General features: G+C 68.0%; 12 protein-coding genes and 1 pseudogene. 7 read left to right on the top strand and 6 right to left on the bottom strand.

The window, feature by feature from the left end; translation table 11 throughout:
- The 5 genes and pseudogenes from ON23_RS38930 to pknB all read left to right on the top strand — a co-directional run.
- Positions 1–180: pseudogene (locus ON23_RS38930) on the top strand (serine/threonine protein phosphatase); the annotation flags it as partial.
- Positions 180–1,664, top strand: a complete 1,485-nt coding sequence (locus ON23_RS27910; protein ID WP_036496933.1) for an FtsW/RodA/SpoVE family cell cycle protein — start codon at positions 180–182, stop codon at positions 1,662–1,664. The pseudogene ON23_RS38930 and the gene ON23_RS27910, both read left to right, overlap by 1 nt.
- The gene (locus ON23_RS27905) at positions 1,661–3,127 is read left to right on the top strand and encodes a peptidoglycan D,D-transpeptidase FtsI family protein (protein WP_036496932.1); all 1,467 of its coding nucleotides are present in this window, start codon (positions 1,661–1,663) and stop codon (positions 3,125–3,127) included. The genes ON23_RS27910 and ON23_RS27905 overlap by 4 nt, the downstream gene beginning before the upstream one ends.
- Before the next feature lie 82 nt (positions 3,128–3,209).
- Positions 3,210–4,709, top strand: coding sequence for a protein kinase domain-containing protein (locus tag ON23_RS27900; RefSeq protein WP_039781842.1), 1,500 nt, complete (start codon positions 3,210–3,212; stop codon positions 4,707–4,709).
- The gene (gene pknB, locus ON23_RS27895) at positions 4,706–6,607 is read left to right on the top strand and encodes a Stk1 family PASTA domain-containing Ser/Thr kinase (protein ID WP_039781841.1); all 1,902 of its coding nucleotides are present in this window, start codon (positions 4,706–4,708) and stop codon (positions 6,605–6,607) included. Before ON23_RS27900 ends, pknB begins: the two co-directional genes overlap by 4 nt.
- A gap of 13 nt (positions 6,608–6,620) precedes the next feature.
- On the opposite strand, the gene ON23_RS27890 is transcribed toward pknB, so the two are convergent.
- From ON23_RS27890 to ON23_RS27880, 3 genes are all read right to left on the bottom strand, one after another.
- On the bottom strand, positions 6,621–7,127 hold the full coding sequence (locus ON23_RS27890) for a deaminase (protein WP_245556149.1): 507 nt from the start codon (positions 7,125–7,127) through the stop codon (positions 6,621–6,623).
- On the bottom strand, positions 7,124–7,810 hold the full coding sequence (locus tag ON23_RS27885) for a RibD family protein (RefSeq protein ID WP_245556147.1): 687 nt from the start codon (positions 7,808–7,810) through the stop codon (positions 7,124–7,126). The genes ON23_RS27890 and ON23_RS27885 overlap by 4 nt, the downstream gene beginning before the upstream one ends.
- A 121-nt stretch (positions 7,811–7,931) precedes the next feature.
- Entirely contained in the window at positions 7,932–8,570 is a 639-nt protein-coding gene (locus ON23_RS27880) for an aminodeoxychorismate/anthranilate synthase component II (protein ID WP_039781838.1), read from the bottom strand.
- 82 nt (positions 8,571–8,652) lie between these two features.
- Between ON23_RS27880 and crgA the strand changes: the two genes are divergently transcribed.
- The gene (crgA, locus tag ON23_RS27875) at positions 8,653–8,916 is read left to right on the top strand and encodes a cell division protein CrgA (protein WP_030516702.1); all 264 of its coding nucleotides are present in this window, start codon (positions 8,653–8,655) and stop codon (positions 8,914–8,916) included.
- Positions 8,917–9,056: 140 nt separating this feature from the next.
- Positions 9,057–9,575, top strand: a complete 519-nt coding sequence (locus ON23_RS27870; protein ID WP_083904278.1) for a PH domain-containing protein — start codon at positions 9,057–9,059, stop codon at positions 9,573–9,575.
- Positions 9,576–9,600: 25 nt separating this feature from the next.
- Here the strand turns inward: ON23_RS27870 and ON23_RS27865 are convergent, their stop codons facing one another.
- From ON23_RS27865 to ON23_RS27855, 3 genes are read right to left on the bottom strand one after another with little or no spacing between them, the layout of a single operon-like run.
- Complete coding sequence (locus ON23_RS27865) at positions 9,601–10,470, bottom strand: rhomboid family intramembrane serine protease (RefSeq protein ID WP_083904277.1); 870 nt, start codon at positions 10,468–10,470, stop codon at positions 9,601–9,603.
- Positions 10,471–10,484: 14 nt separating this feature from the next.
- Complete coding sequence (locus ON23_RS27860; protein ID WP_039781836.1) at positions 10,485–11,012, bottom strand: peptidylprolyl isomerase; 528 nt, start codon at positions 11,010–11,012, stop codon at positions 10,485–10,487.
- A gap of 45 nt (positions 11,013–11,057) precedes the next feature.
- The gene (locus ON23_RS27855; RefSeq protein WP_039781835.1) at positions 11,058–11,276 is read right to left on the bottom strand and encodes a hypothetical protein; all 219 of its coding nucleotides are present in this window, start codon (positions 11,274–11,276) and stop codon (positions 11,058–11,060) included.
- Positions 11,277–11,288: the final 12 nt, after the last annotated feature.

Below are 11,288 nucleotides of genomic sequence, written 5' to 3'. Positions count from 1 at the left end.
AGCACCGCGGCTCCGGGCAGCCCGGCTCCCGCCACGCCGGCACCGTCCCCCGCGCCCAACACCCCGGGTACGTCCGCGCCGAACCCGACCAATGCCCCCGCCCATTCCGAGCAGCCGGCACCCACCACCGCGGCGCCGGCCCCTCAGACTCCGGGGGAGAACTGCAGGAAGGCGGACTGATGTCCGCACCGGCACCGCCGTCCGCTGGAGCGTTCCCCAGTCCACCGGGCGGGTTCGCTCCCGCGCCGCCACCGTCGACCCGCCGCAACGTCGAACTGTTGCTGCTGGGTTTCGCGGTGGTCATCACCACGGTTGCGCTGGTGCTGGTGGAGGCCAGTCAGGATCAGGAAATCACCTGGGATCTGGCCAAATTGGGTTTCGCCTATCTGGCGCTGTTCGGTGTCGCCCATCTCGCGGTGCGGCGCTTCGCCCCGTTCGCCGATCCGCTGCTGTTACCGATCGCCGCGCTGCTCAACGGACTCGGGCTGGTGCTGATCCATCGCCTGGATCTCGCCGACGAGCAGACCGCGATCCACAACTCGTGGTCGATCCCCTCCCCCGACGCCAATCAACAGGTGCTGTGGACAGCGCTGGGGATCACCCTGTTCATCGCGGTGCTGGTGCTGCTGCGCGACTACCGCACCCTGGCCCGCTACGGCTATACGCTCGGGCTGCTCGGCCTGGTGGCGCTGATGATCCCCGCGCTGCTGCCCGGGAGGTTCTCCGAAACCAACGGCGCCAAGATCTGGATCCGGTTGCCCGGTTTCAGTGTGCAGCCGGGTGAATTCGCGAAGATCCTGCTGATCATCTTCTTCGCGTCGGTACTGGTCGCCAAGCGGGATCTGTTCACCGCGGCCGGGCGCCACGTGCTGGGGATGGAGTTGCCGCGCCCGCGCGACCTCGGCCCGATTCTGCTGGTGTGGGCGGCCTGCCTGGTCGTGTTGTTCTTCGAAAAGGACCTCGGCACCTCGCTGCTGATCTTCGCCACCGTGCTGGCGATGCTCTACATCGCGACCGAGCGGGTGGGCTGGCTGATCGTCGGCGCCGGACTGCTGGCGCTCGGATTCTTCCTCGCCTACAACGCCTTCGGCCACGTGCGGGTGCGGGTGTCGACGTGGTTGCACCCGTTCGACGACTACAACAGCACCGGCTACCAGATCTCGCAATCACTGTTCGGGCTCGCGACCGGCGGCCTGGCCGGGACCGGACTCGGCAGCGGCCGGCCCTCGCAGGTGCCGTTCGCCAAGACCGACTTCATCATCGCCACCATCGGTGAGGAACTGGGCCTGATCGGGCTCACCGTGGTCCTGATGCTGTTCGCCGTTTTCGTGGTACGCGGCCTGCGCACGGCCCTGGCGGTCCGCGACAGTTTCGGCAAGCTGCTCGCCGCCGGATTGGCGTTCACCATCGCCATTCAGGTATTCGTGGTGGTGGGTGGCGTCACCAAACTGATTCCCCTGACCGGGCTCACCACCCCCTTCGTGTCCTACGGCGGCTCCTCGCTGCTCGCGAACTACGCCCTGCTGGCGTTGCTGGTGAAGATCTCCGACGCCGCTCGGGCGCCGGCGCCGGCTCGCCGCCGGGAAGCCGCACCGATCGCCGAAGCACAGACCGAGATGATCCGCGCCGAGACGCCCCGACCCGAGAAGGGAGAGCCGGCATGAACACCCCGCTCCGCCGGGTCGCGATGGCGGTCATGGTGATGATCGTCGCGCTGCTGGTGAACGCGACCTACGTCCAGGTCATCAAGGCCGACAGCCTGCGCAACGATCCCCGCAACTCCCGGGTGCTGCTCGACGAATACAGCCGCCAGCGCGGTCAGATCTCGGCCGGCGGCACGGTGCTCGCCAGTTCGGTGGCCACCGACGACCGCTACAAGTACCTGCGCACCTATCCCACCGATCCCTCCGCCTACGCCCCGGTGACCGGCTTCTATTCGATGCAGTACGGCAGCACGGGATTGGAGCGTTCCGAGGATTCGGTGCTCAACGGCTCCGACAGCGCCCTGTTCGGGCGGCGCCTGATCGACATGATCTCCGGCCGCGATCCGCGCGGCGGCAACGTGGTGACCACCATCAATCCGATGATGCAGAAGGTCGCCTACGACCAGCTCACCAGCAAGGGTTACACCGGTTCGGTGGTGGCGATCGAACCGAGTACCGGCCGCATCCTGACCATGGTGTCGACACCGAGTTACGACCCCAACCAGCTGTCCACGCACGACGGCGCGCGCGCCACCCAGGCCTGGGAATCGCTGAGCGCGGACCCGAGTCAGCCGATGTTGAATCGTGCGGTGTCGCAGACGTATCCGCCCGGTTCGACATTCAAGGTCGTCGTCGCGGCGGCCGCGCTGTCGATGGGGATCAAGCCGGAAGACGCCTTCACCGCGGCGCCGAACATCACCCTGCCCGGCACGAACACCACGCTGGAGAACTACAACGGCACTCCGTGCGGCGGCGGTGCGACCGCGACGATGCACGACGCGTTCCGGCTCTCGTGCAACACCGCCTTCGCCGAGATCGGCATGAAGGTGGGCGCGGCCAAACTCAAGGACGAGGCCACGGCCTTCGGCATCGGCCCGCATTCGGGCATCCCGATCCCGGTGGCCGACAGCACGGTCGGCCCGATTCCGGACAACGCGGCGCTGGCCCAGACCAGCATCGGCCAGCGAGACGTAGCTCTCACCCCCCTCGACGATGCCGTGATCGCGGCTACCGTAGCCAATGGCGGTGTGCGGATGGAGCCGCATCTGGTCGACCGGACCCAGGGTCCCGACCTGCGCGATCTGTCCACCACCAAACCGGTGTCGGTCGGGCAGGCGATCAGCGCCCCGGTGGCCAGCCAGCTGACCGGGCTGATGATCGATTCGGAGAAGGCCACGGCCGGGGGTACCCAGCCGCGGCCGTACCAGATCGCTTCCAAGACCGGCACCGCCGAACACGGCAGCGACCCGCGTAACACCCCGCCGCACGCCTGGTACATCGCGTTCGCGCCGGCGCAGAATCCGAAGATCGCGATCGCGGTCATCGTGGAGAACGGCGGCGACCGCGCGCTGGCGGCGACCGGTGGATCGGTGGCGGCGCCGGTGGCCCGGGCCGTGCTGGACGCCGGATTGCAGGGGGGTTGAGGACGATGAGTAAGCGAGGACCAGGACCCCAGGTGGATATGCAACAACGTCGTGATCGGCGAACCTACCGTCGGGGGCGGCCATGCTGAACAACGGTGCCCTGATCGCCGATCGGTATCGGCTGCAACGTCTGATCGCCACGGGCGGTATGGGCCAGGTGTGGGAGGCGTTGGACACCCGCCTGGACCGCCGGGTCGCGGTGAAGGTCCTCAAGGCCGAATTCTCCGCGGATCCCACGTTCCGGCATCGGTTCAAGACCGAGGCCAAGACCACCGCGCAGCTCAACCACCCCGGCATCGCGGGGGTCTACGACTACGGCGAGACCTACGACCCGCAGGGCGGTGAAACCGCCTATCTGGTGATGGAGCTCGTGCAGGGCGAACCACTCAACGCGGTGCTGAACCGGCTCGGCCGGCTCTCGGTCGGCCAGGGTCTGGACATGCTGGAGCAGACCAGCCGCGCCCTCGAGGTCGCCCATGCCGCGGGCGTGGTCCACCGCGACGTGAAGCCCGGCAATATCCTGGTCACCCCCACCGGACAGGTGAAGATCACCGACTTCGGCATCGCGAAGGCGGTCGACGCCTCCCCGGTGACCAAGACCGGCATGGTGATGGGCACCGCCCAGTACATCGCTCCCGAGCAGGCCACCGGCGAGGATGCCACCTCGGCCAGTGACGTGTACTCACTCGGCGTCGTGGGCTACGAGGCGCTGTCGGGCCATCGGCCGTTCACCGGCGACGGTGCGCTGACGGTGGCGATGAAGCATGTGCGCGAGGCGCCGCCGCCGATGCCGGCCGATCTGCCGCCGAACGTGCGCGAGCTGATCGACATCACGATGACCAAGGATCCGACGCGGCGCTACCACAGCGGCGGCGAATTCGCCGATGCCGTGGCCGCGGTCCGGGCCGGCCGCCGCCCACCGCCGCCGCGCGGAGGCGCGGTCCCGCAGACCGGCGCCACTCGCGTCCTCCCGCCCGGCCCGACCGCGGTCATCCCGCGCGGTGACTACGACGGCGCGACCGCCCGCTATTCGGCCGCCGAACCGGCCCGGGTGGGCGCGGCGGCTGGTTCGACGGCCATGATGCCCGGCCCCGGCCCCGCCGGCGACGCCGAGAAGCAGGGGTTCACCACCGGTCAGAAGGTGATGGCCGGACTCGGCGCGGGCGCGGTTCTCCTCGGCGGCCTGGCCGCCTGGGTGCTGCTCAGCGGTAAGGCCCCGGATTCGAAGGTAGCACCGGTGAAGTCGACCACGTCCGTGGTCGCGCCTCCGCCGCCGACCACGGTGTGGACCCCGACCGAGGAGCCGACGACCACCGTCCAACCGGCCCCGCCGCCGGTGGTGACGACGACTCCCGAGCCCACGACGACCACACCGCCGCCGACCACGACCACCACCACCGCCCCGCCGACGACCACCACCCGGGAGCGGCCGACCCGCACCACGCGCCCCACAACACGCCCGTCCGTCCCCTCGCTCGACCTACCATTGCCGGGGGCCGGCGATTCACTACCGGGGGCCGGCGGTACGCACGAAGCCGACAGCAGTAGATACCCTGACACCTCCTCACAAGGACTGCCATGACGACCCCGAAGAATCTGTCTTCTCGCTACGAACTGGGCGAGATCATCGGATTCGGTGGTATGTCGGAGGTGCACAAGGCTCGTGACCTGCGACTGGGGCGCGACGTGGCGATCAAGGTGCTGCGCGCGGATCTCGCCCGCGACCCCACGTTCTATCTGCGCTTCAAGCGCGAGGCGCAGAACGCGGCGGCGCTGAACCATCCGGCGATCGTCGCGGTGTACGACACCGGCGAGGCCGAGGTGGACGGCGGCCCGCTGCCCTACATCGTGATGGAGTACGTCGACGGCGAGACGCTGCGCGATATCGTGCGCGGCAAGGGTCCGCTGCCGCCGCGCCGGGCGATGGAGATCATCGCCGATGTCTGTGCCGCACTGGATTTCAGCCACAAGAACGGCATCGTGCATCGCGATATGAAGCCGGCCAACATCATGATCAACCGCCAGGGTGCGGTGAAGGTGATGGACTTCGGTATCGCGCGTGCCATCGCGGACAGCTCGAATCCGATGACCCAGACCGCCGCGGTGATCGGCACCGCGCAGTATCTGTCACCGGAACAGGCGCGCGGCGAACAGGTCGACGCCCGGTCCGACGTGTACTCCGTCGGCTGTGTGCTGTACGAAATCCTCACGGGGCAGCCGCCTTTCACCGGTGATTCGCCGGTCGCGGTCGCCTACCAGCATGTCCGCGAGGATCCGAAGCTGCCGTCGCTGGTTCATCCGGGCGTACCGCGCGAGCTCGATTCGGTCATCCTCAAGGCGATGAGCAAGAATCCGGCCAACCGGTATCAGTCCGCGGCCGAGATGCGCGCCGACCTGATCCGGGTGCTGGGCGGCCAGAAGCCGCAGGCGCCGATGGTGATGACCGAGGAGGACCGCACCACCTTCCTCGGCAGCATGGAGCCCGAACCGCGCAGCTACCGCACGGTCGAACGCAACGACGGCGACGACGAGCCGGAACCCGAATCCGACGGTTCGCGGCGCAAGCTGTGGATCGGTATCGGTGCCGCGGCGGTGGTCGCGGTGCTGGTGGCGCTGTTCTGGGTGTTGATCGGTCCGGGCAGCAGACCCGATCAGGTCGCGATACCCGATCTGTCCAATCAGCCGGCGGAGCAGGCGCGCAACGATCTCCAGAAACTGGGGTTCAATGTCGCCGTCCAGCCGAAACCGGACGGCAAGGTCGCCAGCGGCAATGTGGTCGCGACCCAGCCCCTGGGCGGTGCGCGCGTCGACAAGGGGTCCACGGTGACCCTGCAGATTTCGACCGGTCCGCAGCAGGTGCCGGTGCCACAGCTGACGAAACTCACCCAGCAGCAGGCCGAGCAGAATTTGAACGCGGCTGGGCTGCTCCTGGATCCACAGATCCAGCGCGGCGCCTCCAGCCCGGAGGACAAGGACAAGGTGATCGCCGAATCCCCCGCCGCCGGAACCAAGATCGATGCCGGTTCGAAGGTGACGATCACCCTCGGCAAGGGCCCGGACCAGGTTCGCGTGCCCGATGTGGTGGGCCAGTCGATCGATGTGGCGGAACCGAATCTGGCCGACAGCGCGGGATTCAAGGTCGTGATCCAGAAGGTCAGCTCGTCACGGCCCGCCGGTGAGGTGCTGTCCACCGATCCGGCCGGCGGTTCGATGGCCGACAAGGGATCGACCATCACCGTGCAGGTGTCCAGCGATCAGATCACCATGCCGTCGCTGACCGGTCTCACCCCGTCGCAGGCCGTGGACAAATTGCGCTCGGTGGGCTGGACCGGTGGTGTGGGCCAGATCAGCCAGAGCACCCAGGGCACGTTCGACGCGAGCAATGTCGGCCGGGTGATCGATCAGCAGCCGCGGCCGGGTTCGTCGGTGGCACGCAACGCGACCATCACGATCGTCACGGGAGTACTGGGCCCGCCCTGACGCTGGCCGGTGATCACAGCGCGAGGTGGCGATTCATCGACATGGCCTCGTCGGCCAGGTCGGGAAGTCCGATCACCTCGACGCCGTGATCACGCAGGTTCTCCACGCCGACACAGTTCTCCACGAAGGTGCGCGGTTCACGCCACGCGATGACGACGCGCGGAATTCCGGCGGCCAGGATGCGGTCGGCACACGGGGCGCGCCCGACCGAGGCGCGGGTGGAACAGGGTTCGAGCGTGCTGTAGAGGGTGGCCTGCGCGAGCCGGGGATCGGCGCCGAGTTTGTTCAGTGCCGATTCCTCGGCGTGCACCTTCGGCTCGGTTTCGCGGGAGTAGCCGTGCGCGAGTTCGACGCCGTCCGGGCCGACGATCACCGCACCGACCGAAAAGGCGGTGGCACTCGGCGGGCACAGGCGGGCCAAGCCGATCGCGTGATGCATCCAGAACCGGTGCGCCCCGGGCCGGCCGGGAACACGGCTGGCCGACTCGACCGACTCCCACGCATCGGATTCGGTTGTCACAGTGCGTCTTTCATCATCGCCGAACTCCCATCGGACGGTGCCGGCCGCGGCAGATACCGCAGGACTGCGATATCCCCGAGGCGAGTGATATCCACCAAAGCCATTCTGCGCCGAGAACCGCCGGGAAAGTCGGCCGGATGCAAAAATTTCGGGGCCGCGCTGTCACCGACCAGTACCGGGGCGACCGCCATCAGCAGTTCGTCGGCCAGATCCGCCGCCAGGAAGGCGGTGTGGATGCGGCCTCCGCCCTCGACCATCAGGCGGGCGATCCCGCGCTCGCCCAGATCGTCGAGCAGCGCGGAGAAGTCGACGGAACTGCCGAGGGAGACGACCTCGGCTCGGCCGGCCAGCCGATCGCCGAGCCGCTCCCGCCCGGCCGTGGTCGTATAGACCAGCCGCCGGCCACCCTGGTTCCACAACCGCTGCCCGGGGTCGAGTTCACCGCTCGCGGTGACGACGACGCGCACCGGGAATTCGGGTTTTCCCGCCGCGATCCGCGCCTCGCGTCGTCGCTCACTGCTCAGCGACAACCGGGGATCGTCGCGTCGCAGAGTCTCGGCTCCGATGAGAATCGCGTCGGATTCGGCACGCACCTGGTCGACGCGATCGAAATCCTCCGCGTTGGACAGCAGCAATCGTTGCGGACCGGCATCGTCGATATATCCGTCGATGCTGGTAGCCACCGAGAGCACGACGTACGGCCGGGCCATCAGCGCCGCCGGGCCACGACGACCGCGCCGAGCTCATGCATGCGCACACTCCTTGTCACGGTGAGGCTTTCGCTTGCCCAGCGCAGCAACCGGGTCAGACCAGCGCGGCGACCTCGGATTCGAGCGTCTCGACCAGGCCCTCGGCCGGACGCTCGCCGCACACCTCGAGCCAGTTCGCCAGCATCCGGTGCCCGCCCTGAGTGAGCACCGATTCGGGATGGAACTGCACACCGTGGATGGGCAGGTCGCGGTGCCGCACGGCCATCACGATGCCGCTCTCGGTGCGTCCGATCACCTCGATATCGCCGGGCAAGGTGTCCTCGAGCACGGTCAGCGAGTGATAGCGGGTGGCGGTGAACGGGTCGGGCAGCCCGGCCAGCACTCCGGCACCGATGTGGAAAACCGAACTCGTCTTGCCGTGCAGCAGCTCGGGAGCGCGGGTCACGGTCGCTCCGAACGCCGCGCCGATCGCCTGATGTCCCAGGCACACGCCGAGCAGCGGAGTCCGGGTCCGGGCGCAGGCGCGGACCAGTTCGATACTCGCACCGGCGCGGTCCGGGGTGCCCGGGCCGGGGCTGATCAACAGGCCGTCGAAATCGGCGGCCACGGCGTCGGTGTCCTGCAGCCGGGAGTCGTCGTTGCGCCAGACGGTCGCCTCCGCACCCAGCTGGCCCAGATATTGGACCAGGTTGAATACGAAGCTGTCGTAATTGTCGACGACCAGAACACGCATGGTTCGAGAGTACGTGGCGCCACCATCGATACGCAGCTGAGATAGCCTTTAGGCAGACCTGCACGCCGAATACGAGGACGTCATGCCCAAGTCGAAGGTCCGCAAGAAGACCGACTACACGATCAACCCGACCAGCCGCACCCCGGTGAAGGTGAAGGGCGGTCCGTCGCCGGTCTGGTATGTGGCGATCATGCTCGGCTTCATGCTGGCCGGTCTGGCATGGTTGCTGGTCTACTACCTGGGCGCCGACCACATCCAATGGATGAGCGATCTCAACGCCTGGAACTTCCTGATCGGCTTCGGACTCATGGTGATCGGCCTGATCATGACGATGCGGTGGCGCTGATCGTGCTGTCGCACGGGTGGCGCTGATCGTGCTGTCGCACGGGTGGCGCTGATCGGGTGGCGTTCAGCCTTATTACACGCGTGTGATTCATGCACACCTGTGGATGATTCTGTGGACAACTCGAGGAGCAATTGGGGACCGTGAGCACACCGCCCGAACACCCCGAGTCCGATCGTCCCGGGTCCGCTGGGGAATTCGGTAGTCCGGAGCCGGCGCCCCGGCTCGAGTGGTCCACACCGGCACCCGCCCTGGCCGCGGTCACTCTCGGCGGAGTGGCGCTGGCAGTGGCCGCCGTGTTCGCCTCCGACGCGCCGAGCCGGCTGTTGATCGGCTTGGCCGCGGCGCTGCTGCTGTGCCTGGCCGGATTGGGCTTCCGGCAGCGCCCGCGCCTGACCGTCGTTCCCGGGCATCCGGCCCACCTGGTGATTCGTGGCCTGTTCGGGCCGGTACGCTACGGTCCCGACCAGATTCTGCGGGCGCGAGTCGTCGGGTTCCGGCGCCTGGGCCGCAGCATCCCCAATCTGGAACTCGACGTCGACCACAAGGGTGAGGAGCGGCTGGTGATCTTCGGCCGCTGGGATCTCGGTACCCATCCCCAGGACGTCCTGGATGTGATGACCGTGCACGGTCTCGTTCCCACCGAACCGCGCACCAGCTGACACCGGAACCCCACCGCGCACCGAATCAGGCGAGAACCGCCGCACCCGCGCCGATCAGCGCGATCGTCAGCACCGCGAGACCTGCCACCGAACCCCATCCGATCCACCGGATCGAATCCCGGGTCCGCGCCCGCAGCCATTCCGGCAGGAACAGGATTCCGGCGGCGGCGAGCGTGCCCGCCACCAGTCCACCGAGATGGCCCCACAGCGAGATACCCGGCAGGGACACGCTGATGAGCAGGTTGATCGCGATCAACACCAGCATCTGCACGGGACTCTGCCGCAGCCGCAGCAGAATGACGGTCATCGCGCCGAACAGCCCGTAGATGGCGCCTGACGCACCGGCCGTGGCGGAATCGGTCGCCAGCCACATGACCGCCGCCGATCCGCCGAGCAGCGAAACCAGATAGATCGCGAGGAATCGCGAACGTCCCAGCACGAGTTCGGTATCGCGGCCGAGAATGTAGAGGGCGAACATGTTGACCACCAGGTGCAGCGGCCCGTAGTGCAGGAATCCGGAACCGAGGACGCGAATCCACTGCCCCTGGGCGACCCACTGCGGGGCGAGCACCCAGTCGTAGAACAGCTGCGACAGATGATTGTCGGTGACGCTGTGGGCTTGGCTCGCGGTGACGGCGAAGACCGCGACATTGATCGCGATCAGCGCGTAGGTGACATACGGCGTGCGGCGCGCGGTGGCGAACGGACCGGTGACGGCCGGCCGGCCGGGGCGAATATCGCTGCGCCCCTGCGCGACACACTCCGCGCAGTGCTGCCCGACGGCGGCCGGTTGCAGACATTGGGGGCACGCCGGCCGCCCGCACCGCGTGCATGCCAATCCGGTGGTGCGATCGGGATGGCGGTAGCAGGTCGGTGCGGGCGGTTGCGGATTCACGAAACTCCGATGGGTCAGCTCAGGGTGATGCTCGAGATGACGACCGGCTCCTTCGGCCGGTCGTTGCGGTCGGTCGCGGTGGTCGCGATGGCGTCGACGACCTTGCGCGAATCGGCGTCCACCACTTCGCCGAAGATGGTGTGGCGGCGGTTCAGGTGCGGCTGCGCACCGACGGTGATGAAGAACTGCGAACCGTTGGTGCCGGGTCCGGCATTGGCCATGGCCAGCAGGTAGCCGCGGTCGAAGCGCAGTTCGGGGTGGAATTCGTCGGCGAATTCGTAGCCCGGCCCACCACGGCCGGTACCCGTCGGGTCACCGCCCTGAATCATGAAACCGTCGATCACGCGGTGGAATACGCTGCCGTCGTAGAACGGTCCGGAGGTGCCGCCGCCGGCGTTCGTCGTCGTGTAGGCCGCGCTGCCGTCGGCGAGGCCGACGAAGTTACGCACCGTCTTCGGGGCGTGGTTACCGAAGAGCGAGATCTTGATGTCGCCGAGGTTGGTGTGCAGGACGGCCACGGCGGTCTGATTCGGTGAGGTCACGCCGAATATCGTGCCATGTCGGCTGTCCGTACTCGCGGGGCGCGCCTAGCCGGTGTGCGCCGCGTCGTCGGCCGGGTTCGCCGCCGTCCCGGATGCGCTCGCTCCGTCCGCATATCCCAGCCGCGGCGGTTCGGCGGCCGGCTCCGGCAGCTGCGGGCGACGCGAGGCGGCCGCCCATGCGGCACCGCCGGCGGCCGCGGCAATGCCCGCCGCGATGAGCCGATTACGCAACCGACCGGATTTCCGGGAACTGCCCAACTGCATGCCCCCATGCTG

Origin of the sequence: Nocardia cerradoensis NBRC 101014, from assembly GCF_000308535.1 — a bacterium.
In the GTDB taxonomy this organism is placed as follows: Bacteria; Actinomycetota; Actinomycetes; order Mycobacteriales; family Mycobacteriaceae; genus Nocardia; species Nocardia cerradoensis.
Note: the sequence above shows the minus strand (reverse complement) of the source record. Positions and strands in the feature narration are given on the sequence as shown.

What these genes read in the sequence shown, in the direction of transcription:
- ON23_RS27910 (WP_036496933.1), top strand. Translation starts at nt 180, where the DNA reads ATGTCCGCACCGGCACCGCCGTCCGCTGGAGCGTTCCCCAGTCCACCG.
- ON23_RS27905 (WP_036496932.1), top strand. Translation starts at nt 1,661, where the DNA reads ATGAACACCCCGCTCCGCCGGGTCGCGATGGCGGTCATGGTGATGATC.
- ON23_RS27900 (WP_039781842.1), top strand. Translation starts at nt 3,210, where the DNA reads ATGCTGAACAACGGTGCCCTGATCGCCGATCGGTATCGGCTGCAACGT.
- pknB (WP_039781841.1), top strand. Translation starts at nt 4,706, where the DNA reads ATGACGACCCCGAAGAATCTGTCTTCTCGCTACGAACTGGGCGAGATC.
- ON23_RS27880 (WP_039781838.1), bottom strand. Translation starts at nt 8,570, where the DNA reads ATGCGTGTTCTGGTCGTCGACAATTACGACAGCTTCGTATTCAACCTG.
- crgA (WP_030516702.1), top strand. Translation starts at nt 8,653, where the DNA reads ATGCCCAAGTCGAAGGTCCGCAAGAAGACCGACTACACGATCAACCCG.
- ON23_RS27855 (WP_039781835.1), bottom strand. Translation starts at nt 11,276, where the DNA reads ATGCAGTTGGGCAGTTCCCGGAAATCCGGTCGGTTGCGTAATCGGCTC.